The sequence below is a fragment of the Ruegeria sp. BG3 genome (genome assembly GCF_056538485.1).
Map to the genome: position 1 here is coordinate 158195 of NZ_JBQFTE010000006.1, position 21560 is coordinate 179754.

Below are 21560 nucleotides of genomic sequence, written 5' to 3' on the forward strand. Positions count from 1 at the left end.
TAGTCTGCGCACATGACGCAGATTCCCGCCCGGATCGGCACTTGGTTCAGCACCAAGGGCTGGACCATCCACCCTCATCAGCAGGACATGTTCGACCGGGCGCAAGACCCGGCCACTTTGCTTATTGCACCCACTGGCGGCGGCAAAACGATGGCGGGGTTTCTGCCCTCATTGGCCGAGCTTTCGGATGGCGCGCATAGCGGGTTGCACACGATCTACGTGTCGCCCCTTAAGGCCCTTGCAGCGGACATCAAACGGAACCTGCACACGCCCGTGGACGAGATCGGGTTGCCCATCCGCGTCGAGGACCGCACAGGCGATACCTCAGCCACGCAGAAAAAACGCCAGCGCGCCGACCCGCCGCATATCCTGCTGACCACGCCCGAGAGTCTGGCTCTGCTGACCTCATATGAGGACGCTCCACGCATGTTTGATGGAGTGCAACGTGTGATCGTCGATGAAATCCACGCTTTGGCCGAAAGTAAGCGCGGGGATCAACTGATGCTGGCGCTGGCGCGGCTCCAGACTCTATGTCCAAACATCCGACGTGTGGGCTTGTCGGCCACTGTTGAGGACCCTCAGGCCATTGCCCGCTTTCTGGCCCGTCACCCCGACCCGTGTCAGATCATTCAAGCCGATCCTGGCCCCGATCCCAACATCGCGATGCTGGAAACTGCCGAGATGCCGCCATGGTCGGGCGGAGGCGCGGCCTATGCGATCCCAGCGGTGCTGGACCAAATCCGCCAACACAAGACGACACTGATCTTCCACAACACCCGCGCGCAGGCTGAGATTTTCTTTCACAATCTGTGGCTTGCCAACGAGGACAGTCTGCCCATCGGAATCCATCACGGCAGTCTGGATCGCCAGCAACGCGAGAAGGTCGAGGCCGCCATGGTCCGAGGTGACCTGCGCGCCATTGTCTGCACCGGCTCCCTCGATCTAGGCATCGACTGGGGTGATGTTGATCTGGTGATCCAGATCGGCGCGCCCAAGAACGTCAAGCGGCTGGTGCAGCGTATCGGACGGGCAAATCACCGCTACAACGCGCCGTCCAAAGCCTTGCTGGTACCTGCCAACAGGTTTGAAGTGGTCGAATGCGTGGCCGCCCTTGAGGCCGCAAAAGCCCATGATCTGGACGGAGAGCCGCGCGGCGCAGGCCCCCGAGACGTGCTGTGCCAACATATCCTGATCGCAGCCTCTGCGGGGCCATTCAATGCAGATGCACTGTTTACCGAGATGACCTCGGCCGGGCCGTTCGCGCAATTGACACGGCCCGAGTTTGACGACTGCCTCGATTTCTGCGCGACCGGCGGCTATGCCCTGCGGGCCTATGACCGATGGCAACGATTGCAGCAACGCGCCGATGGTTTGTGGCAGCTACGAGACCCCCGCGCCGCAGCCCGGATTCGGATGAACCTTGGCACCATTCAGGACACTGATACCCTAAAAGTCCGCCTGAAGCGCAACCGGGGCGGTAAGCCACTGGGCGAGGTTGAAGAGGGTTTTGCAGCCACTTTGACCCCCGGCGACACCTTCCTGATCAGCGGTCAGATCGTGCGCTACGAAGGCCTGCGCGAGCTTGTGGTCGAAGTCAGCCGCCGTGCCGACAAGAAGCCCAAAATCGCCACATTTACGGGGACCAAGTTCGCCACCTCAACGCAGCTGAGCGACCGTATCCTGCGCATGTTCGCGCAGACCAACTGGCCTCAGCTGCCGCAACACACGGCCGACTGGTTGAAATTGCAGCGGCATGTCTCTCGCCTGCCCCAACGCAACCGCCTGCTGGTCGAGAGCTTTCCCAGCGACGGGCGCGAGCATATTTGTGTCTATGGCTTTGCCGGACGCAACGCGCAACAAACCCTAGGCCTGCTCCTCACCAAACGGATGGAGGAGACTGGCCTTGCCCCTCTTGGCTTTGTTGCAACCGACTACGCGACCCTGATCTGGGGACTGGACGCAGTGACCGATCCAACGCCTCTGTTTCGGATCGATGCGCTGCGCGACGGGTTGGACACATGGCTGGCTGGGAATGCCGTCATGAAACGCACCTTTCGCGCCTCGGCCACCATCGCGGGCCTGATCGAGCGCAACACAGGCGGGCAACGCAAAAGCGGGCGGCAGGCCACGTTTTCGTCAGATATCCTCTACGATACACTGCTGAAATACGACCCCAACCACCTTTTGATGCAAATCACCCGCGAAGAGGCCATGCGCGGCCTTGTCGATTTCGGCCGGATCGAAGCTATGGTGGAACGGATTGGCGACCGTATTGATCTGGTTCGGCTGGACCGCGTGTCACCCCTCGCCGCACCCTTGTTCCTTGAAGTTGGAAAAGTCCCGGTCAAAGGGGCCGGCGAAGAACGTTTGTTGGCGGAGGAAAGTGCACGATTGCTGCGGGCGGCCAGACTAGATACGCTCTGATCCACCTTGCGCGGGCGCGCAAAACGCGCGAAGAACGTTCCATGAACAAGGTTGAATTTTCCTTTGCTGGGCAGCACCTGAACGCCCTACCCTCGGGCGCACTATGGTGGCCCGCGCAGCAATTGCTGTGCGTCTCCGACCTCCATCTCGGCAAGTCCGAACGCATGGCCCGGCGCAGTGGTGCGATCCTGCCGCCCTATGACAGTCAGGAAACATTGGACAGGCTGGCCAACGATTTGGAGCGTACGGGCGCCGCGACCGTGATCTGCCTGGGGGACAGTTTTGATGATCTTGACGCCTCCCTGTCCCTGCCCGGCCCCGAGAGGCTGCGCATTGCCACCCTACAAGCAGGGCGTCGCTGGATCTGGATCGAAGGCAATCACGACCCCGGCCCGGTCGAACTCGGCGGTACGCATCTGGCTGAGTGGACCTGCGACATGCTCACCTTTCGCCATATTGCGCAGTTCGGGGCGCAAGGCGAGATTTCAGGTCACTATCACCCAAAGGCCACGCTGCGCGCGCGTGGCCGCAGTATTACACGCCCGGCTTTTCTGTTCGATTCAAATCGTCTGATCCTGCCCGCCTTTGGCACCTACACAGGCGGGTTGCGCAGCTCGGATCAGGTTTTGACTGGTCTGATGGGACCGAAGGCATTGGCAATCCTAACGGGACCTAAACCGCAGATGATCCCAATGCCTCGCTGAGACGGTAGGGCGCCGTGCAACACCTCAGATCAGGCCGCCCTCTTCCAGCATCGGCCGGTACTTACGGCTGACCGGAACAAGATCGCCATTGACCAGACGCAGGAAGATTTTGCCCTCGGGCCGCTCAACACCCGCCACGGCCTCATCGCACACCCAATGCGACCGGTGAGAGCAATGGCCCGCAACAGGCTCCATCTCGGCAATGGCATCGGTAAAGCGAGAGCGGATCGTAAAGGTCCCCTCAGACGTTACGACGTCCACATTGTGGTCGCGCACGGTCAGGCGGTAGAACTCACCCTGAAAATTCTCGGGCAGGCGGCGTGCAAGCCGTGGCATAGGCTTTAGCTCAGGCTCGGCTTCGACCTTGACATCGTGCCATTCGGCCCGACGCACCAGCAACAGGCCCGTCGCAAACAATATCCCGTAACTGGCAACAGTCGCCATCTCAGGCGCCATATGACCACCCCAGGTGAACAGCAACCATGCCAAAAGCCAGAGGGTCGGAGTGAACATCGCAAGAATCACGACCGCATATGCCAGATCTCGTGCGGGCAGCTGCTCCAAAACCTGATGTCGTTCAATCACATTCCGCGCCGCCCAAATGGCGGCCAATGCCAAAACCATAACGCCGACCCAAAACAGCAAACGCAGGGGAAAAGGCAAGTCCGCAGCCAAAAAAGGGGGAAATACGTAGGCCAGCAAAGGCAAGAAAACGACGCCAGCGACCACCCGCTGTGGGGTACAATGAGAACGCAATAGCGCGAGGTTTAACGTCATACTTACAGAACAGCGGCCCAAGACCCAGTCAGGACATCTTGGACGGTCACGTTGTTTACTCGGCAACTGACTGGGAAATAACGGATATCATGAATTGAGGTCCTGTAAAACACAATTCATGCATAGGTTTGGGCGCAGGCCGCTGACCCGGCCCGCGTCACGTTAGAATCGGACCGCACAGCGCGGTCCGACGAAGTCGTGGATCAGGCTGTCAGGCCTTCGGGCTCTGGCAGGCCGTTGGCGCGGCAGCACGCGGTCAGAGTGTTGGCCAGAAGGCAGGCGATGGTCATCGGACCCACACCACCCGGAACCGGAGTGATCGCGCCCGCGCGCTCCGCCGCGCTGGCGTAGTCGACGTCTCCAACCAGCTTGTTCTTGCCGTCACGCTCGATGCGGTTGATGCCCACGTCAATCACGGTCGCGCCTTCTTTGATCCAATCGCCCGGAACCATCTCAGGGCGGCCTACAGCGGCAACAACGATGTCGGCGCGGCGCACGACGTCCGGCAGGTCCTTGGTGCGCGAATGCGCGATGGATACGGTGCAGCTGTCACCTAGCAGCAGTTGCGCCATCGGCTTGCCCACGATGTTCGAGCGGCCAATCACAACTGCATCCATACCCGACAGTGAGCCGTGGTAGTCGCGCAGCATCATCAGGCAGCCCAGAGGGGTGCAGGGAACCATCGACTTCTGACCGGTGCCCAACAAGCCAACATTCGAGATGTGGAAGCCATCAACGTCCTTGGCCGGATCGATCGAGTTGATCACCAGGTCTTCGTTCAGGTGCTTGGGCAAAGGCAGCTGCACCAGAATACCGTGAACCGCAGGATCGTTGTTCAGCTTGTCGATCAGCGCCAGCAGGTCCTCTTCCGAGGTGTCGGCGTCCAGCTTGTGCTCATACGAGTTCATGCCGACCTCAACGGTCTGCTTACCCTTTGAGCGCACATAGACCTGGCTTGCCGGGTCTTCGCCCACCAACACCACGGCCAGACCGGGTGTGATGCCGTTTTCTTCTTTCAGCTTTGCAACCTGATCGGCCACTTGCGCGCGCACTTTCGCCGCAAAGGCTTTGCCGTCGATAACCTGGGCTACCATCCTGTGATCCCTTCTTTCCAAAAACGGATCGGGCGCAGAGCGCCCGGGTGTTCAGTCAGGGCCAATCACGCGCTCTTCGCGGGCAATCGACCAGTCAATCAAAATGCGCCAAAGCTTTTCGGCCAGATCCGGGTCCATGCCCAACTGATCCGAGCTTGCGCGCACACGTTGCACCACCTCTTCGACACGGTCCGGTATTCGGGCCGGAAGGCCTTCGCCTGGCTTCAACTGTGAGGCGCGATCGATATATTCCGCGCGCATCACCAACATCTCGATCAGTTGGCGGTCCAGCTTGTCGATCTGAACGCGCAAGTCCTGCATCGTCTCACAGTCTTGCGGCGGTGTCAGAGTGGGCATCGTGATCTCCTCATGGCCCGGGGTGTAATCCCCGGACCACGAGATGGTTCAAAAATCGGCTTAGAACAAGCCCTCAATCTGACCTTCTTCGTTGAGACGGATTGTCTCAGCGGCAGGTTTGCGCGGCAGACCCGGCATGGTCATGATCTCACCGCAGACAACCACGATGAAACCGGCGCCTGCGGACAGGCGAACCTCACGTACCGGAACCGAGTGGCCGGTGGGTGCGCCACGCAAGGTCGGGTCGGTCGAGAAGGAGTACTGGGTTTTCGCCATGCAAACCGGCAGGTTGCCATATCCTGCGGCTTCCCATTCCTTCAGCTGGTTGCGGATCTTGTTGTCTGCCAGAACCTCGTCCGCACGGTAGATGCGCTTGGCGATGGTTTCGACTTTTTCGAACAGAGGCATATCGTCAGGGTAGATCGGCGAGAAGTTCGCGGTGCCACCTTCAACGATTTCGACAACTTTCTCGGCCAGAGGCGCCGAGCCTTCGGAGCCCAGCTCCCAGTGACGCGACAGAACCGCCTCAACACCGTGATCGGCGCAGTAGCTCTTGACTGCTTCCACTTCGGCGTCGGTGTCGGTGACGAAGTGGTTAATAGCGACAACAACAGGAACACCAAAGGACTTCACGTTCTCGATGTGACGGCCCAGGTTGGCACAGCCAGACTGAACCGCGTCGACGTTCTCGGCGCCCAGATCGGCCTTGGCAACGCCGCCGTTCATCTTCATCGCCCGCACGGTGGCAACCAAAACGACGGCCGACGGTGCGATGCCGGCTTTGCGGCACTTGATGTTCATGAATTTCTCGGCACCCAGGTCGGCACCGAAACCGGCTTCTGTCACGACATAGTCAGCCACTTTCAGCGCGGTCTTGGTCGCGATGACCGAGTTACAGCCGTGTGCGATATTCGCGAACGGGCCGCCGTGGACGAAGGCCGGGTTGTTCTCCAGCGTCTGCACCAGGTTCGGCTGCATTGCGTCCTTCAGCAGAACGGTCATTGCGCCTTCTGCCTTGATGTCGCGGCAGTAAACCGGGGTCTTGTCGCGGCGGTACGCAACGATGATGTCGCCCAGACGCTTTTCTAGGTCTTTCAGGTCGTTTGCCAGGCAGAGGATCGCCATAACTTCGGACGCAACGGTGATGTCAAAGCCTGCTTCACGCGGGAAACCGTTCGACACGCCACCCAGCGAGGCAGTGATCTGACGCAGAGCACGGTCGTTCATGTCGACCACACGACGCCATGCTACGCGACGGACGTCGATTTCAGCTTCGTTGCCCCAGTAGATGTGGTTGTCGATCATCGCGGACAGCAGCGAATGCGCCGAAGTGATCGCGTGGAAATCACCCGTGAAGTGCAGGTTCATCTCTTCCATCGGAACAACCTGAGCATAACCGCCACCTGCAGCGCCGCCCTTCATGCCGAAGTTCGGGCCAAGCGACGCTTCACGGATACAGATCATCGCGTTTTTGCCGATGCGGTTCAGGCCATCGCCTAGACCCACGGTGGTGGTGGTCTTGCCTTCACCCGCAGGGGTCGGGTTGATCGCGGTGACCAGGATCAGCTTGCCATCTTCGCGGTCCTGGACCGAGTTGATGAAGTCCTGGCTGACCTTCGCTTTGTCGTGGCCGTAAGGCAGCAGATCGGCGGATTCGATACCGATCTTTGCGCCGATTTCCTGAATCGGCTTCTTGTTCGCTTCGCGCGCGATTTCGATGTCAGATTTGTAGCTCATTGGGCAGGGTCCCTGATTGAATGCCGTGCAAAACCGACGCGGCGCGTCGGTGCTGACAAACCCATACAGTTGCATACCCAAGCAGTGGCTAAGGATTCCGACATATTCGTGCCGCGAAACGGCGTCGCCCGATTTCAAGTGTTTCCAATCGGAAACGAATGAGTGCTATGGCTGCCAGAGCGGCTGATCGGGAACAAACAGCTTCAAACGATCGCCGATATGCAGAGCTCCGGGCCGTTCGACCCATCCCGTGATCCCCCGCCGCCCCTGCGCGGACGGTTTGAAGGCGGCACCGTAGCCGCTGTGATCCGCCTCGATCTCACGTCCGGGTAGGACACAAGGTGCGTTTTCCATATCGACCGTGATCGTCAAATCCGCCTCGGACCGAAGGCGCGAAGACGGCGGGATATGGGAAAAATCAGGGATGCCCTTCAACACGATCGAAGCTCCCAGGTAAGACGGATCAAGATGGTCCAGCTCCATCGCGGCGGCAATCTCCGAAAGCTCCTCGGCTGACAGAATCGACACCTGTCGGACATTCCGAATCTCGGTTCCTTTCGGATAGACATTGCTGACACGCACGCATGAAGCACGGTTGAGCCCCTCGTGCCGTTCGCCCTGCACCCCGTCAAAGCCAAACTCTAACGTCTCAACGGGCTGAGCGCGCAGCGACTGACAGGCCGGGACGCGCCCTAACCAGACGACCTCGGCAGAGTATTCGGTTTCACGCAGGAACGGCATGGGGTTTTCCTTCTTCATCCATTTGCCCGCATAATGACGAGCAGTTGGCGGATGAAAAGAAAAAACCCGAGGTTTGGACCTCGGGTTTTCGTGTCTATGCGGTTGGCTCCGGTTCCATCCCACCTTCGGGCGGAGACTTCTTGGGCTTGGTCTTTGGAATGGCCGTTACGCTGGGCGCACTACCCTGATCCGGGCTGTCGCCCTCGTCATCGCCTTCGGTCGGCGCATCGCCATTCATGACCCGCTTGATCTCGTCGCCGGTCAGGGTTTCGTATTCCAGCAGGCCCTGCGCCAGACGCTCCCATTCCTCACTCTTGTCGGTCAGGATCTGGTGGGCGCGCTCATAGCCCTGTTGGATCAGGCGCTTCACCTCTTCCTCGATCAGCTCTTTGGTATGGGCAGAGACCGAGAAACCAGCGGTGTTGCCCGAGTAGCCTTCATGGGCTTCGGCGTAGTCGATATTGCCGACCTTGTCCGACATACCCCAGCGCATCACCATCGCGCGGGCCAGTTGGCTGGCCTGCATGATGTCGCCCGCCGGGCCGTTCGAGACATGGTCTTCACCGTATTTGATGACCTCGGCCGCCTTACCCGCCATAGTCATGGCCAGCTTCTGCTCACATTCATCACGGTGATAGTTGAGACGATCCATTTCGGGCAGCGAGACAACCATACCCAGCGCGCCACCGCGCGGAATGATCGTTGCCTTGTAAACCGGGTCGCACATCGGCAGCTCCAGACCTACAACAGCGTGACCAGCCTCATGATACGCGGTCTTTTCTTTTTGATCCTGGGTCAGCACCATCGAGCGGCGCTCAGCCCCCATCATCACTTTGTCCTTGGCGTTCTCAAAGTCCTCCATGGTGACAAAGCGACGGCCTACACGCGCAGCCATCAGCGCGGCTTCGTTCACGAGGTTCGCCAGATCCGCACCCGAGAAGCCCGGAGTACCGCGCGCGATGATACGCAGGTCAACATCAGGGCCCAGAGGCGTCTTGCGCGCATGCACGCCCAAGATCTTCTCGCGGCCTTTGATGTCGGGGTTCCCAACAGTCACGTTCCGGTCGAAACGGCCGGGACGCAGCAGAGCCGGGTCCAGAACGTCTTTACGGTTGGTCGCGGCCAGAATGATCACACCTTCGTTGGCCTCAAAGCCGTCCATCTCGACCAGCAATTGGTTGAGCGTCTGTTCGCGCTCATCGTTACCACCGCCATAGCCGGCACCACGATGGCGACCCACGGCGTCGATTTCGTCGATGAAGACAATACAAGGCGCGTTCTTCTTGGCCTGCTCGAACATGTCACGGACACGGCTCGCACCGACACCCACGAACATTTCAACGAAGTCAGAACCCGAGATGGTGAAGAACGGCACACCCGCCTCACCCGCAATCGCACGGGCCAGAAGCGTTTTACCGGTACCCGGAGGGCCAACCAACAGCGCGCCCTTGGGGATCTTGCCACCCAGACGGCTGAACTTCTGAGGGTTGCGCAGGAATTCAACGATCTCTTCCAGTTCTTCCTTGGCTTCGTCGATACCAGCAACGTCGTCAAAGGTCACGCGGCCGTGCTTCTCGGTCAGCATCTTGGCCTTGGACTTGCCAAAGCCCATCGCGCCGCCTTTGCCGCCACCCTGCATGCGGTTCATGAAATAGACCCAAACGCCGATCAGCAGCAGGAAGGGCAACAGAGTGATCAGGAACGATTGGAAGCCTGATTGCTGCTGCTTGACCGCTTCGACAGGGATTTGTTCATCGATCAGCAGTTTCGTCACCTCGGCATCACCGGGTTTGATCGTGGTGTAATTCGCGCCGCTTTGTGTGGTGTAGCGAATTTGCTCACCATCCAGCGTGACGTTCTTGACCTCACCGCTTTGAACGGCGCTGACAAAGTCGGAATAGGTGCGTTCATTGCCCTGAAGTGTCCCGCCCGGTCCGCTGAACAGGTTGAACAGTGCAAGGATCAGCAGGAACAGAACGACCCAGAAGGCGATATTACGAGCGTTGCCCAAGGAAATTCTCCTAAAAGATTTCGGCAGACAAGGACCTGCCGGGTTGCTTCTTAAAATAGAGAGGATTGGCTGAGGTTCAATGCGATAAAAAAGATGCGTGAAACTCCGGCCAATCAGGGGCCAGATCAGCGCGCCAGCCATTGGCGAATCCGGCCAGGGGTGCGGCCTCAAGAATGTCGCCCCTCCAAACCGCTGGGGACGCTTGCAAAGCAAGCCGTGGACGCCCGGTGGCGCGCCAGTCGGGCAACATCTGCAAGCCGTTTTCACCAAGTGCCCGAATCTCAGCGCCCGGAATATCGGGGCCGGACAGCACCCATCGCGCGTCCCATGTATCCGAGATTTTCGCGGTCCGGCCGTCAACCGCGTTGAATTCTCTGCAGATCCACTGTTTTTCTGCCTGAGAAAACAGCAAACAGCCCCCAATTGCACCAGAATCTCCGTTCAGAATGGCCTGCAACGCATGATCCACGGTCGATTGGCGCGGCGGGTAGCCAGGGCCCGCGATCCATGAAACCGAGCCAACCAGAACCCTGCGGCGGATTTCTAACGGCAGCGCGGCGAAGCTCTCACGATCCAGTACAACGGCCCCAGCATCGACGGTTGCAACCCGTTGGGCGGAGTCCTGCGCATAGCGTTCCAGCGCCTCACGCGCTTGTGTGAGGTTATCGGCGACCCGCGTCAGGGTTTCGGCGGAAATACCAAGCGGCTTTAGATCAGACACGGCTTGCCGCGCCTTGATCCGATCAAAGCGGGTGTCCTGATTCGAGGGGTCCTCGACCCACTGCGCGCCGATCTCGGTCAAATAGGCCCGCAGCCTGTCTCGAGTGATCCTTAGCATAGGGCGCAACAGGTCGATCCCATCGTGGGTTCGACTGCTTGGCATACCCGACAGTCCCGTCACCCCGGCCGAACGGGCCAGTCGCATCAGAAGCGTTTCGGCCTGATCATCCGCCGTATGGCCCAACGCAATCGCGCTGATGTCGTTGCGCTTTACCCACTCGGTCAGCAAGGCATACCGCGCCTGCCGGGCCTGATCCTGCAGGTTGCCTGCACCATCCCAGCCCTGCCAACGCAAAGTGTCGTGGGGGATACCCAACGCGGCGGCCTGTTTTGCAACCGTTCGGGCCTCATCCGCGGACTCAGCGCGCAAACCGTGGTCGACCGTGGCGGCGAACAGTTCCACCCCCTCATCCGACGCAATGCGGTGCAAAAGGTGCATCAGGGCAACCGAGTCCCCTCCGCCCGAGACCGCGATGCCCAGACGCTCCGGCAAACGTTCAGGCAACCGGGCGCGCAGATCGGATGTCAGTTTTTCGAGTGGCGGGGTCAAGAACACCCCAAGGAGGCCATTTCCTGCACCGCACTTGAGGCTTGACCCGAGGACGGGAAGCGCACGCCAACCTCGGACAAGGTTATGCAGGCTTGATCGGTCTGTCCCAAACGACCCAAAGCTGCGCCAAGTTCAAACAGCGCCTCGGGGGCCACAGCGCCTTCGGAATCTCCGGTGAAGCTGGCGAGGAATGCACGTGCGGCCTCGCGCGTGTCCCCGAGCCCTTCGAGCGCCTTGCCGCGGTTCAAATGCGCCTCGGGCGCAAGCGGGCTGCCGGGATAGGAAGTGTCGAATTGTGCGAACATCGTGGCAGCTGTCTGAAAGTCACCATCGGCCAATGCCTGCGACGCATCGTCGAAATCCGCTCGCTCGCCAACAGCCAGCTCGCCCTGGTCCGAGTTGTTCGGCTCCGTCGGCGCGGGTGTTACCGCAGCGGTGGATTCCCCTTCGCCGCCCAAAGTGGAGGTCTCACCCAGTGTCGACAAATCGCCGCCTTCCAGCTCTACCAGTCGGAATTCAAGATCTCCTATCCGGTTGGTGCCATCGGTCACGATGTTTTGGACGCGCTGGTTCAGCTGCTCAGTCTGACGGGTAAGGCGCTGCAACTCGGCCTCAATCGCATCCACACGTTCAAGGATCGAGCTGCCAGACAGGTTGGGCGCAGGAGAGCCAGTGGTCGAAAACTCACGTTTCAAGCGCTGTATCTCGACATGCAGCACTGTCAACTCCTGCCGGATATCCGCCAGGGTCTGCTGATCCTGCGCTTGCGCGACGCCTGCTGTTGCCACAACTGCGGCCAGAACCCATCCTGCAACTCTCATCGTCTTACCCCAAGGTTGAACCAGTCAGCACCGTCACCGCGCGGCGGTTTTTGGAATAGCAGTCTTCGGTGCTGCAAATCTCGATCGGGCGTTCTTTTCCGAAGCTCACGGTCGTCAGACGATTGCCCGCCACGCCACGCGAAATCAGGTATTCGCGCGCGGCATTGGCCCGGCGTGCGCCCAGCGCAAGGTTGTATTCCCGCGTGCCCTGCTCATCCGCGTGGCCTTCGATGGTTGCCACATAGTCCGGGTTGGCCAGCAGCCATTCCGCCTGCCCTTGCAGGACGGTCTGCGCCTGCGGCGACAGGGTGGACTGATCGACCGCGAACAGGACACGATCCCCGACCGTCTGCTGGAAATAGGCGGGCGAGCGCGGATCACTAGGAGAGCCAGCGACAATCGAGCCGCTACCACCAGCGCCGCTGCCACCCAAAGCCGAAGGATCATTGTTGGTACAGGCCGCGACCACGCTCAGCGCGCCCAAGGCCAGGATTTTGCCCAATACGTTCATCTCAAGTGCCTCGTTGTTTTGTTTGTTGCCGCCTGTCTATCACAGCGACTGTTTCTTGTGAACTTTGCCGCGCAGTGGCGGCGATCAATTCTGCAATGGTCCCCAAGACGGATCGCTGCCGCCATCCGGCGTGCGCACGGGGCGCAGGTTCCGACCCGAGATATCCACGGAATAGAGCGTCGCACGTCCGCTTGCGCCCTGTGTTTCGCGGGTGAACATGATGACGCGGCCGTTTGGCGACCAGGTGGGGCCTTCGTCCAGGAAGGACGATGTCAGCAGGCGTTCCTCGCTGCCGTCGGTGCGCATCACACCGATATGGAACCGTCCTTTGTTCTGCTTGGTGAAGGCAATCAGATCACCACGCGGCGACCAGACCGGCGTACCATACCGCCCCTGGCCAAAGCTGATCCGCGTCGCTTCACCACCGTTTGCCGCCATCACGTAAAGCTGCGGCGTGCCTGAACGGTCGCTTTCAAACACGATCTGGCTGCCATCCGGCGAATAGCTGGGCGCGGTTTCGATCGCAGGCGTGTTGGTCAGGCGGGTACTCTGACCCGAAGCCAGATCCATCCGCCACAGATCGGTGTTGCCACCCTGAATCAGTGAATACACAATCGATCGCCCATCCGGCGAAAAGCGCGGAGAAAAGCTCATGGTGCCGTCCTGCGTTTGCAGCTCGCGCCGTTGCACACGACCGACATCCAGAATGTAGATCCGCGGGCTACCGCTTTCATAGCTGGTATAGAGCAGTTGCTCACCAGTCGGGGAAAAGCGCGGGGCCAGAACAATGGCCGCGCTATCCGTCATGTACTGAACATTGGCCCCGTCATAATCCATGATCGCCAATCGTTTGAGGCGCTGGTTCTTCGGGCCGCTTTCTGACACGAACGCAACGCGACTATCAAAATAGGCGCCTTCACCGGTGATACGGCTGTAAACCTGATCAGCAACCTTATGCGCCATACGCCGCCAGCCATCCGTGGTGCCCGCCAGCTGCAGGCCGTTTCCAAGCTCTTGCCCTGAGAACACATCCCAGACCCGGAACCGAACCGTCAGTCGCTTGCCCGAGACATTCACCGCCCCTGTCACCAAAGCCTGCGCGTTGATCGCTTTCCAATCGGCAAACTGGACTGGAGCGTCGAAACTGCTGACCCGGCTGATAAACGCGTCCGAGGAGATTTCGCGGAACAACCCCGTTCCGGTCAGATCCGCCGCAACGACACGCGAGATATCGTTGGCGAACTGCGTCGCTGCCGGGCCGTCGGGCACGAAGTTGGGAACCGCAAAGGGCATCGGCTCGATGATGCCTTCGTCGATTTCCAACCGCAGGGGGCTGTTCTGAGCGTAAACCGGAGCCGACACCAGGGTCAGCCCAAGAAAGAGGCTGGTCAGAAGTTTCATCATTTGATCCGCATCCTCTCGGGATTGAATGTAATCTCAATATCCTGCCAGTGATCGTATTTGTCAGCAGGCAGATCATATCCACGCGCGCCACAGCGCAAAATTGCGCGTCGGGCCGCCTGATAGGCTTGATTTTCGGCACCCGAAGCACCGCCAGAGCTATTCAGCAAGCGTATGCTTTCGCCGATAATCGTGCCATCTCGATTGAGTGAGAACGCAACCGTCACCACCACGTTCAGCGCATCGGTCGACAGCGATCCAACATTCCAGCACCGCGAGACCGCAACGCGCATCGCGTCCTTTTCACCGCTGGTGAGCGGTGGGCCGGAGGGTTCCGTTCCGCCCGCCAAGGCTTCGGACAAAGCATCATTGATGGCGTCGCTATTGTCCGGTGCGGGCGTGGGCGTGGGGGTTTCCGGGGCCGGTTCGGGGGTTTCCGCAACCTCAGGCGTGGGTTCAGGACGGTTGGGCCGCACACGCGGACGCGGAGAGGTCAGAGGCGCTGGTTCGTCTGTCTCTTCGGCCTCAGTCACAATCTCGGGCGCGGCTTCTTCAGGGGCCGTCTGATCTTGTTGCTCTTGCTGCGTCTCAGCGCCTTCGTCCAGTGAAACCGGAGGTGTTTCCACCTCATCCGGCTCAGCTTCGGGCGGAGGCGGCGCGATAGCCTCGGGGGCGACACGCTCAGCCGGGCTGGGTTGCGCTTCAGGTCCCGGTGGCACTGGCAAGGCGGCCGTTTCCGGTTCCGTCAATGTCGGAGGTTCTTCGGGTAGCTCAGGTTCAGGCGGAACCTCGACCGTTTCGGGGACAGTCTCAGGCTCCGGCTCTTCGGGTGTCACGGGTTCAGGACGAGGCTGTTCTTCCGGTGCCACCTCAGGAATGCCGACCTCAGGCTCAGGCGCGTCGGGTTGTTCCAAAGTACCCGGAGACTCCGGTAGCTCAGGCGCATCGCGCTGCGCCGTGAGCGCTGCGAATTGCTCAGCCGAAATCACGGACACATCCTGCACTTGCGTCGGCAGTGGCTCGGATCGGAAGGTGCCGCCGAACAACGCCCAGCCGATCAGGCTGACATGCGCAATCGCTGAAATCTTGGTGCCGGTATCCACCGCGCAACCCCACCTTTACTCATCGTCCAGCGTCGGCCCGCCGGTATCCGTCACCAGACCCACATTCGAAAACCCGCCCGCATTCAACGCGCCCATCACCTGCATCACCTGCGCGTAGGGGATTGCCCCATCCGCCCGCAGGAAGACACGGTCACTGCTGCGTTCTGCCGCGATGGCGCGCAGCCGTCCAATCAGCTCTTCGCGCGCGATGTCCGTCGTCTGGATCTGAATTCGGCCATCGGCGGTCAGCGTGACGGTCAGCGGTTCCTCACTATCGCCAGGCAAAGCGCTTGCGGCAGTCTTGGGCAGATCAACCGGCACGCCAACGGTCAGCAAAGGTGCAGCGACCATGAAGATGATCAACAGCACCAGCATGACGTCGACAAAAGGCGTTACGTTGATCTCAGCCATCGGCTGGGCGCGACCGCGCCGCCGTCCGCGCCTGCGTCCGTTCCCGCCCGAGCTTTGCTGAACCGCTGCCCCCATGGTTAGCTGTCCAACTGGCGTGAGAGGATGGTGGCGAATTCATCGGCAAAGGCCTCATAGCCTCCAACGATCCGGTCACTATCCGCGCTCAGCTTGTTGTAGAAAATCACCGCTGGGATCGCGGCCAGCAGGCCAAGACCAGTGGCCAACAGTGCCTCGGCAATGCCGGGGGCCACAACGGCGAGGTTCGTATTCTGCTGCTCAGCAATCTCGATAAAGGCGTTCATGATGCCCCAGACCGTACCGAACAGACCAATGAACGGAGCGGTTGAGCCGACAGTCGCAAGGATCGGCAGACCCTTCTGCAGTATCTCCGCCTCTTTCGCGATGGCCACATCCATCGACCGGTCGATCCGGGCCGTTGCCCCGGCGATCAAGCCGCCATCCGTGCGATGCGACCTGCGCCATTCGATCATGCCGGCCGCAAATATCTTCTCGGAACTGCCATCGGGCTGCGAGCCGATCTGCTCGAACAACTCATCCAGCGGGTTGCCAGACCAGAAGCTCTCATCAAACTTCTGCGCTTCACGCCGGGCGGCGCGATAGTTGATGAGTTTCTGGATGATGATGCCCCAAGACCAGATCGACGCCGCGATCAGCATCAGCATCACCAGTTTTACGATAAAGGTCGCGCGGGCATACAGCCCCCACATGGAGAAATCGATCTCCTGCGCCAGCGCCAGCGTTTCAGCTTCCATGAACCTGCTCTTTTTTGCCTGATGGCCGTTTGTTTGGCCTTGTTTTGCCAAACGCTAACGCAGTTGGGTTTGAAAAGCCAACAGAACCACCCCCGGCTGCGAAAATGTTACATCAATGCGCGAATCTCTGCCGGGAGGCGGATCGGCTTTCCGTCTTTGTTGATGCAAACCGCCGTGACCGAAGCGCGGAAAATATCGGTCTCACCCCGTTTCACCAGTTGCGCCATGGTCAGGCGCACGCCGGAAATCTCGGTCACTTCTGTTTCGACGATCAATTCGTCATCAAACTTGGCGGGAGAAAGGTAGTCCGCCTCGACCCGCCGTACGACCCAAACGATCCCCTCATCCCGCATGGCGTTCTGGTCATTGCCCAAACGGCGCACCCAGTCCGAGCGCGCCCGTTCGATATAACGCAGGTAGTTCGCGTGATAGACGACACCGCCCATGTCGGTATCCTCATAGTAAACGCGAACCGGAAAGATGTGCTTCATTGCGGCGGCTCCAACCGGGCAAACAGGCGCAGCGCGTGCGAGGCGTCCTGCGCCGCCCCCGGCAAGATCGGATCGTAAGCGGCCCGGACCAGGCCTGCAATATCAGGGCGCAGGATCGTCGCCTCACCCGCCACAGCCAGAGGCGATTGTTTTCGGAACGCCTTATCCGACCAGAGCAGAATGGTCTGTACCACTTGACTGAGTGCCAGAGTCTCGGCCGGGACTTTAGACAGCTCATTGTCCATACGCAGGAACACAAAGGCTGCGCGGATCGCGCCGTCTTCTTCGAACCGGAAGATGCGGTACTGATTGGCGCCCGCCGCAACCAGACGCTCAACCAAAGGCGCAAGATCGGGGACAAGACGATCCAGATCCGGAACCTCCAGCAGCTCCTGCCAGTCGCGGAAGAAAAAGACCATGCAATTGGCGCCGAATTCAGGGTCCGTTTCGGCCATCTTGTGACCGGCCAGCGTCACCACCGCCTCGAACGCGCCTTTGACGGTTGCCAGCGTCTCATCCTCGACACCGAAAACGATCGGTACGATGGGGCGACCCCACCGCGCGAACAGGAACTCTCCGCTTTCGCGCGTAAACAGCGCCTCGATCTCTTCCGGTGTCACGCCCAGCCTTTCATCTTTTTAAAAATGCTCTCACTGAAGGCTTAAAATCTCTGGGTGCTGCCTTCAACCAAACAGATCGCTCTGACCTTTTGGTGCAGCCATGCCCAAATGCGTCCACGCCTTCTGCGCCAGCATCCGCCCACGCGGCGTGCGCTGGATCAGCCCTTGCTGCAACAAATAGGGCTCGATCACTTCCTCAAGCGAGTCGCGACTTTCTGACAAGGCCGCCGACATCGTCTCAATCCCAACCGGACCACCGCCATAATTCTCAGCGACCAGTTTCAGATAACGGCGGTCTGCACCGTCCAACCCGAGATGGTCCACGCCCAAACGGGTCAGCGCCCCATCGGCCAATTCGCGCGTAATCCGCCCGTCGCCCTCGACGATGGCAAAATCCACCACGCGCCTCAGCAAACGGCCTGCGATCCGAGGCGTCCCACGCGACCGGCGCGCAATCTCACGCGCGCCGTCGTCGTCTGCTGGCGCGCCTAATTTGCGCGCGTTGCGGGTGACGATCTCGTGCAACTCATCAACCGTGTAGAACTGCAACCGCGTCGGAATACCAAAACGGTCGCGCAGCGGCGTGGTCAGCAGACCCATCCGCGTGGTGGCTCCAACCAGCGTAAACGGCTGCAACTCGATCCGAACGGTTCGCGCCGCTGGACCTTCGCCAATCACCAGATCGAGTTCAAAATCCTCCATCGCGGGATAGAGAACTTCCTCGACCGCCGGGTTCAAGCGATGGATTTCATCGATAAATAACACATCCCGCGCTTCCAGATTGGTCAAGATCGCCGCCAGGTCGCCCGCCTTCGCCAGAACCGGACCAGAGGTCATACGGAAATTCACGCCCAACTCGCGCGCCATGATTTGTGCCAGCGTGGTTTTCCCCAAACCCGGAGGACCATGGAACAGCGTATGATCCATCGCCTCACCGCGCTGCTTGGCGGATTGGATGAAGATACGCAGGTTTGCACGCGCCTCGGCCTGACCGATGAACTCATCCAGCCCCTGCGGGCGTAAGGCGCGGTCGTTATCCTCTGGCAGAGGGTCTGGCCGCAGCGTGGGATCGGCGTCTACCATTCAATCACCCTTTCGGAGCCAGCAGCTTGAGCGCCGCGCGGATCAACTCAGCCTCACCCGCGTCAGGCAGATTGGCCGCCGCCTCCGCCACCGCCGAGGCCGCCTCGGACGGGCCATATCCCAAATTTGACAAGGCCGACAACGCCCCCGCAGAGGCCGCCGCCGAACCCGAAGCCGGTTTTGCGGTCCGTTTCGGTGCTGGCTGCGGCTCGATGGTCTCAACAACCTCCAACGCTGGACCATCCGTCGCCTCGGTCACAGTGCCGCCCATCGCCATAACCCCCGGGGCCTTGTCCTTAAGGTCTAACACAATGCGCTGAGCGGTCTTCGGGCCCACACCCTTGGCAGCCTTCACCGCGCCCCAATCGCCCAGAGCAATCGCGCGGCTTACCCCATCCGGCCCCAACGCGCTGAGAATAGCCAGCGAGACCTTGGCCCCAACGCCCTGAACCGAACACAACAGCCGATGCCATTCCTTCTCGATCAAGGAGAGAAACCCGTAAAGCTGCATCAAGTCTTCACGCACGACCATGTCGGTGTATATCGAAACCGCCTCACCTACGCCCGGCAAGGCAGCCATGGTCCGGTCAGAGCAGTAGACGATGTAGCCCACGCCCCGCACGTCGATCAGGATGTGATCTGCGGCGCGATAGTCCAGTCGCCCTGTCAGTTTACCGATCATGCCCTCAACTCTTTCACACGCTGCTGTTGTGTCTTGCCGTAATACGCATGACAGATCGCGATCGCCAATGCATCCGCCGCATCCGCGCCCTTGGGCAAACAACCCGGCAGCTGCAGCTTGACCATGTGCAGGACCTGCTCTTTCTCTGCATGCCCAACGCCAACGACGGTTTTCTTGACCCGGTTCGGAGCGTATTCCCCCACAGGCAGCCCGGCCTGCGCCAGCGTCAGCAAGGCCACGCCACGCGCCTGACCGAGTTTGAGCGTCCCGGCACCGTCCTTGTTCACGAAAGTCTGTTCAATCGCAGCTTGGTCGGGCCTGTATTCGGCGATGACCTCGACAATCTGATTGTGAAGAGACAGCAGCCGCTCGCCCAGATCATCCCCGTCAGATTTGCACAAACCGTTCGAAACGTGGCTCAACCGGCTGCCGTTTGATTCGATGACGCCCCATCCCAGGGTCCTAAGCCCCGGATCAATGCCCAGAATTCGCATGCTTCGCCTCAGCCCGCTCGGGTTTTGTGATCTTTTTTCAACGGATAGCACGAAGCGTGAACATTTTCCAAGCGAATTGACCCTAAGTCTGAAAACGACACCGCCATCCTACGCGCGACACGAAGGACGGTTTGCGACTTCAAAAAGTCTGAAATCGACACTTTCATTAACCCGTTTTAACCATGTTTTTAAAGTGCTTACAGGTTCGGCAAGCGTTGCAAAAACTGCATAGGACACATGCAAAAAATGCTATTGCGCGGGCAAATCTTCGACACTAGATGCCGCTCAGATCGCAAGATCAAATGTTCACACAAACCAGAAGGAAACAGGATATGGCTGCACTGGACTCGACCCGCATCGCCACCACTGGCTCATTCGGCCTCGTTGGCCGTATCGGCGCATTTTTCACATCGGTTGCACATGCCGCCGTCGATTGGAATGACGCCCGCGTAACACGCAACGTGCTGACCGGTCTGAGCGACCGCGAACTGGATGATATCGGCCTGTGCCGCGGCGACATCGACGTTATCGCCGAAGGCCGCCGGTAAGACGACCCACTCGCTATACGCCCCTTTCTCCTCCCTGTGGGGCGCAAAGAAACACCGCGAGCCGAAAGGCCGCGGTGTTTTCTGTTTCAGCTGGTGCTTAGTAGAGAATTTTGTTGAGCTGAACCGAGAGAAACTGTGAAACCGGGTCGATCTGCATGATCCAAGCGCCTGCCTGTTCGACCTGGGTGCCTTCTTTCAGGCTGTCGATGCGGTATTGATACCCTGAAGGGCCGAGGCTGGACAAAAGAAACGCTTTGAACGCAAAAACCGCCAGCAGGGTAAACAGCAGCACCTTGGCCGGAACCGCCGAGCGGACCCTTTGCGGCTTCATCACCACCAGACCATCTTTGCGCATCGTCGCGCGATAGCCTTTGCTGAGCTTCGAGTGCTTCTTGTTCAGACGCTGAACGCGCTGATCAAATTCCAGTTGTTTTCCCGCCATGGCAGCCTCCACAAAACCGCCCCCCATCAAAATGATTAAAAAAGGGTAAGCATAGATTGCGACAAAAACGTGGCGCGACTCTAGAAAACTCCTGTAAATAGCCCTGATTTAGCCCTGTTTACTTAAGATTAGCGTCGTCCATTCACCAATCTCACCTCTATGATGCAGATTGAAGCCATTCTGGGAATAAACATTCACCACATCATCGGCCTGTTCGTTCAGGATTCCCGACAGGATTGCATAGCCCTCCGCCCGCAGATTCGCCGAGATTTCCGGCGACAGAGCGACCAGCGGACCCTTCAGGATGTTGGCGAAAATCAAATCATAGGGCGCGTGCGCGTTCAGGTCCGGGTGATCGAAGCCAGCGGCCTCGACACAGTGAACCTGACCGGACATGCCATTGGCCTTCAGGTTCGCTTCGGCCACATCGACGGCAACCTGATCAATGTCACTGGCGATGATGTCCCCTTCCCAAACACGCGCAGCTGCCATGGCCAGCACGGCAGTCCCACACCCGATATCGGCGACCTTGCTGGCCGAGAACCCTTCGTCCAGCAACTGATCAAGCGCCTTTAGACAGCCCAGAGTCGTTCCGTGGTGGCCGGTACCAAAGGCCATCGCGGCCTCGATCAACAGGGGGATCCGACCTTCGGGCAGCTTGTCGGCGTCGTGGCTGCCATAGACAAAGAAACGGCCCGCCTCGACCGGGGCCAGTTCACGGCGCACATGGGCAACCCAATCGGTTTCGGGCAGCTCGGATACCACAAAGGGCTTGGCCTCAAAGGCCGCGGCCAGTACGGCCAGCGCCGTCTCATCGGGGGCTTCGGTGAAATACCCACCAACCTCCCACAGGCCCGAGCCATCTTCGACCTCGAAAACGCCAACGCCAGTGGGTTCGGGATCCAGACGCTCCATCGCTTCGCCAAGACCTTCGGCGGGTTTCTTACCAGTCAGCGTAGTAAGAGCGGTGAATGTGGGCATAGGGGCCTCCTGTCTGGGTCAGGA

At 59.8% G+C, this 21560-nt stretch carries 23 protein-coding genes; 3 read left to right on the forward strand and 20 right to left on the reverse strand.

Annotated features, from left to right (window positions below; all coding sequences use genetic code 11):
• Positions 1-12: 12 nt before the first annotated feature.
• Both ACR0AI_RS11190 and pdeM read left to right on the forward strand, forming a co-directional pair.
• Positions 13-2424, forward strand: coding sequence for a ligase-associated DNA damage response DEXH box helicase (locus ACR0AI_RS11190; protein ID WP_480673999.1), 2412 nt, complete (start codon positions 13-15; stop codon positions 2422-2424).
• Between the two features lie 41 nt (positions 2425-2465).
• Positions 2466-3128: a ligase-associated DNA damage response endonuclease PdeM gene (gene pdeM, locus ACR0AI_RS11195; RefSeq protein ID WP_480673997.1), complete on the forward strand. Its 663-nt coding sequence runs from the start codon at positions 2466-2468 to the stop codon at positions 3126-3128.
• 24 nt (positions 3129-3152) lie between these two features.
• On the opposite strand, the gene ACR0AI_RS11200 is transcribed toward pdeM, so the two are convergent.
• From ACR0AI_RS11200 to ruvC, 18 genes are all read right to left on the reverse strand, one after another.
• Positions 3153-3791: a LytTR family DNA-binding domain-containing protein gene (locus ACR0AI_RS11200; RefSeq protein ID WP_480673995.1), complete on the reverse strand. Its 639-nt coding sequence runs from the start codon at positions 3789-3791 to the stop codon at positions 3153-3155.
• Positions 3792-4108: 317 nt separating this feature from the next.
• On the reverse strand, positions 4109-4999 hold the full coding sequence (gene folD, locus ACR0AI_RS11205; protein ID WP_480673993.1) for a bifunctional methylenetetrahydrofolate dehydrogenase/methenyltetrahydrofolate cyclohydrolase FolD: 891 nt from the start codon (positions 4997-4999) through the stop codon (positions 4109-4111).
• Between the two features lie 51 nt (positions 5000-5050).
• Positions 5051-5356 carry a chorismate mutase gene (locus ACR0AI_RS11210; RefSeq protein WP_170659941.1) on the reverse strand — a complete coding sequence of 102 codons (306 nt, stop codon included), beginning with the start codon at positions 5354-5356 and terminating at the stop codon, positions 5051-5053.
• Positions 5357-5416: 60 nt separating this feature from the next.
• Positions 5417-7093, reverse strand: a complete 1677-nt coding sequence (locus tag ACR0AI_RS11215) for a formate--tetrahydrofolate ligase (protein WP_480673991.1) — start codon at positions 7091-7093, stop codon at positions 5417-5419.
• 165 nt (positions 7094-7258) lie between these two features.
• Positions 7259-7834 carry an MOSC domain-containing protein gene (locus ACR0AI_RS11220; protein WP_480674225.1) on the reverse strand — a complete coding sequence of 192 codons (576 nt, stop codon included), beginning with the start codon at positions 7832-7834 and terminating at the stop codon, positions 7259-7261.
• A 94-nt stretch (positions 7835-7928) separates the two neighbouring features.
• Entirely contained in the window at positions 7929-9845 is a 1917-nt protein-coding gene (gene ftsH, locus ACR0AI_RS11225; protein WP_170639309.1) for an ATP-dependent zinc metalloprotease FtsH, read from the reverse strand.
• A gap of 76 nt (positions 9846-9921) precedes the next feature.
• The gene (gene tilS / locus ACR0AI_RS11230) at positions 9922-11181 is read right to left on the reverse strand and encodes a tRNA lysidine(34) synthetase TilS (RefSeq protein ID WP_480673989.1); all 1260 of its coding nucleotides are present in this window, start codon (positions 11179-11181) and stop codon (positions 9922-9924) included.
• Positions 11172-11996 carry a tol-pal system protein YbgF gene (gene ybgF, locus ACR0AI_RS11235; protein ID WP_480673987.1) on the reverse strand — a complete coding sequence of 275 codons (825 nt, stop codon included), beginning with the start codon at positions 11994-11996 and terminating at the stop codon, positions 11172-11174. Before ybgF ends, tilS begins: the two co-directional genes overlap by 10 nt.
• Before the next feature lie 4 nt (positions 11997-12000).
• Positions 12001-12507: a peptidoglycan-associated lipoprotein Pal gene (gene pal, locus ACR0AI_RS11240; protein WP_170462258.1), complete on the reverse strand. Its 507-nt coding sequence runs from the start codon at positions 12505-12507 to the stop codon at positions 12001-12003.
• An 84-nt stretch (positions 12508-12591) separates the two neighbouring features.
• The gene (gene tolB, locus ACR0AI_RS11245) at positions 12592-13911 is read right to left on the reverse strand and encodes a Tol-Pal system beta propeller repeat protein TolB (RefSeq protein ID WP_170377809.1); all 1320 of its coding nucleotides are present in this window, start codon (positions 13909-13911) and stop codon (positions 12592-12594) included.
• The gene (locus ACR0AI_RS11250) at positions 13908-15011 is read right to left on the reverse strand and encodes an energy transducer TonB (RefSeq protein ID WP_480673985.1); all 1104 of its coding nucleotides are present in this window, start codon (positions 15009-15011) and stop codon (positions 13908-13910) included. The genes tolB and ACR0AI_RS11250 overlap by 4 nt, the downstream gene beginning before the upstream one ends.
• Before the next feature lie 15 nt (positions 15012-15026).
• On the reverse strand, positions 15027-15497 hold the full coding sequence (gene tolR, locus ACR0AI_RS11255) for a protein TolR (protein WP_480673983.1): 471 nt from the start codon (positions 15495-15497) through the stop codon (positions 15027-15029).
• 2 nt (positions 15498-15499) lie between these two features.
• Positions 15500-16195, reverse strand: a complete 696-nt coding sequence (tolQ, locus tag ACR0AI_RS11260; protein WP_480673981.1) for a protein TolQ — start codon at positions 16193-16195, stop codon at positions 15500-15502.
• A 107-nt stretch (positions 16196-16302) separates the two neighbouring features.
• The gene (gene ybgC, locus ACR0AI_RS11265) at positions 16303-16686 is read right to left on the reverse strand and encodes a tol-pal system-associated acyl-CoA thioesterase (protein WP_170472006.1); all 384 of its coding nucleotides are present in this window, start codon (positions 16684-16686) and stop codon (positions 16303-16305) included.
• Complete coding sequence (locus tag ACR0AI_RS11270) at positions 16683-17306, reverse strand: hypothetical protein (RefSeq protein WP_480673978.1); 624 nt, start codon at positions 17304-17306, stop codon at positions 16683-16685. The genes ybgC and ACR0AI_RS11270 overlap by 4 nt, the downstream gene beginning before the upstream one ends.
• A gap of 63 nt (positions 17307-17369) precedes the next feature.
• A complete protein-coding gene (gene ruvB, locus ACR0AI_RS11275) occupies positions 17370-18389 on the reverse strand; it encodes a Holliday junction branch migration DNA helicase RuvB (protein WP_170462271.1) in 1020 nt (339 codons plus the stop codon).
• A 4-nt stretch (positions 18390-18393) separates the two neighbouring features.
• A complete protein-coding gene (ruvA, locus tag ACR0AI_RS11280; protein WP_480673976.1) occupies positions 18394-19071 on the reverse strand; it encodes a Holliday junction branch migration protein RuvA in 678 nt (225 codons plus the stop codon).
• On the reverse strand, positions 19068-19565 hold the full coding sequence (gene ruvC / locus ACR0AI_RS11285) for a crossover junction endodeoxyribonuclease RuvC (protein WP_480673974.1): 498 nt from the start codon (positions 19563-19565) through the stop codon (positions 19068-19070). The genes ruvA and ruvC overlap by 4 nt, the downstream gene beginning before the upstream one ends.
• A 332-nt stretch (positions 19566-19897) precedes the next feature.
• Here ruvC and ACR0AI_RS11290 point away from each other — a divergent pair, with 332 nt between their 5' ends.
• Positions 19898-20113 (forward strand): DUF1127 domain-containing protein, encoded by a 216-nt coding sequence (locus tag ACR0AI_RS11290; protein ID WP_170472013.1) that lies wholly within the window; start codon positions 19898-19900, stop codon positions 20111-20113.
• Between the two features lie 97 nt (positions 20114-20210).
• On the opposite strand, the gene ACR0AI_RS11295 is transcribed toward ACR0AI_RS11290, so the two are convergent.
• Positions 20211-20555 (reverse strand): hypothetical protein, encoded by a 345-nt coding sequence (locus ACR0AI_RS11295; RefSeq protein ID WP_480673972.1) that lies wholly within the window; start codon positions 20553-20555, stop codon positions 20211-20213.
• A gap of 108 nt (positions 20556-20663) precedes the next feature.
• A complete protein-coding gene (locus ACR0AI_RS11300) occupies positions 20664-21536 on the reverse strand; it encodes a 50S ribosomal protein L11 methyltransferase (RefSeq protein WP_170377786.1) in 873 nt (290 codons plus the stop codon).
• Between the last annotated feature and the right edge of the window lie 24 nt (positions 21537-21560).

Excerpts from the sequence above, each read along its gene's own strand:
- ACR0AI_RS11190 (WP_480673999.1), top strand. The coding sequence starts at position 13 with ATGACGCAGATTCCCGCCCGGATCGGCACTTGGTTCAGCACCAAGGGC.
- pdeM (WP_480673997.1), top strand. The coding sequence starts at position 2,466 with ATGAACAAGGTTGAATTTTCCTTTGCTGGGCAGCACCTGAACGCCCTA.
- folD (WP_480673993.1), bottom strand. The coding sequence starts at position 4,999 with ATGGTAGCCCAGGTTATCGACGGCAAAGCCTTTGCGGCGAAAGTGCGC.
- ACR0AI_RS11210 (WP_170659941.1), bottom strand. The coding sequence starts at position 5,356 with ATGCCCACTCTGACACCGCCGCAAGACTGTGAGACGATGCAGGACTTG.
- ACR0AI_RS11215 (WP_480673991.1), bottom strand. The coding sequence starts at position 7,093 with ATGAGCTACAAATCTGACATCGAAATCGCGCGCGAAGCGAACAAGAAG.
- ACR0AI_RS11220 (WP_480674225.1), bottom strand. The coding sequence starts at position 7,834 with ATGCCGTTCCTGCGTGAAACCGAATACTCTGCCGAGGTCGTCTGGTTA.
- ybgF (WP_480673987.1), bottom strand. The coding sequence starts at position 11,996 with ATGAGAGTTGCAGGATGGGTTCTGGCCGCAGTTGTGGCAACAGCAGGC.
- pal (WP_170462258.1), bottom strand. The coding sequence starts at position 12,507 with ATGAACGTATTGGGCAAAATCCTGGCCTTGGGCGCGCTGAGCGTGGTC.
- tolB (WP_170377809.1), bottom strand. The coding sequence starts at position 13,911 with ATGATGAAACTTCTGACCAGCCTCTTTCTTGGGCTGACCCTGGTGTCG.
- tolR (WP_480673983.1), bottom strand. The coding sequence starts at position 15,497 with ATGGGGGCAGCGGTTCAGCAAAGCTCGGGCGGGAACGGACGCAGGCGC.
- tolQ (WP_480673981.1), bottom strand. The coding sequence starts at position 16,195 with ATGGAAGCTGAAACGCTGGCGCTGGCGCAGGAGATCGATTTCTCCATG.
- ybgC (WP_170472006.1), bottom strand. The coding sequence starts at position 16,686 with ATGAAGCACATCTTTCCGGTTCGCGTTTACTATGAGGATACCGACATG.
- ruvB (WP_170462271.1), bottom strand. The coding sequence starts at position 18,389 with ATGGTAGACGCCGATCCCACGCTGCGGCCAGACCCTCTGCCAGAGGAT.
- ruvA (WP_480673976.1), bottom strand. The coding sequence starts at position 19,071 with ATGATCGGTAAACTGACAGGGCGACTGGACTATCGCGCCGCAGATCAC.
- ruvC (WP_480673974.1), bottom strand. The coding sequence starts at position 19,565 with ATGCGAATTCTGGGCATTGATCCGGGGCTTAGGACCCTGGGATGGGGC.
- ACR0AI_RS11290 (WP_170472013.1), top strand. The coding sequence starts at position 19,898 with ATGGCTGCACTGGACTCGACCCGCATCGCCACCACTGGCTCATTCGGC.
- ACR0AI_RS11295 (WP_480673972.1), bottom strand. The coding sequence starts at position 20,555 with ATGGCGGGAAAACAACTGGAATTTGATCAGCGCGTTCAGCGTCTGAAC.
- ACR0AI_RS11300 (WP_170377786.1), bottom strand. The coding sequence starts at position 21,536 with ATGCCCACATTCACCGCTCTTACTACGCTGACTGGTAAGAAACCCGCC.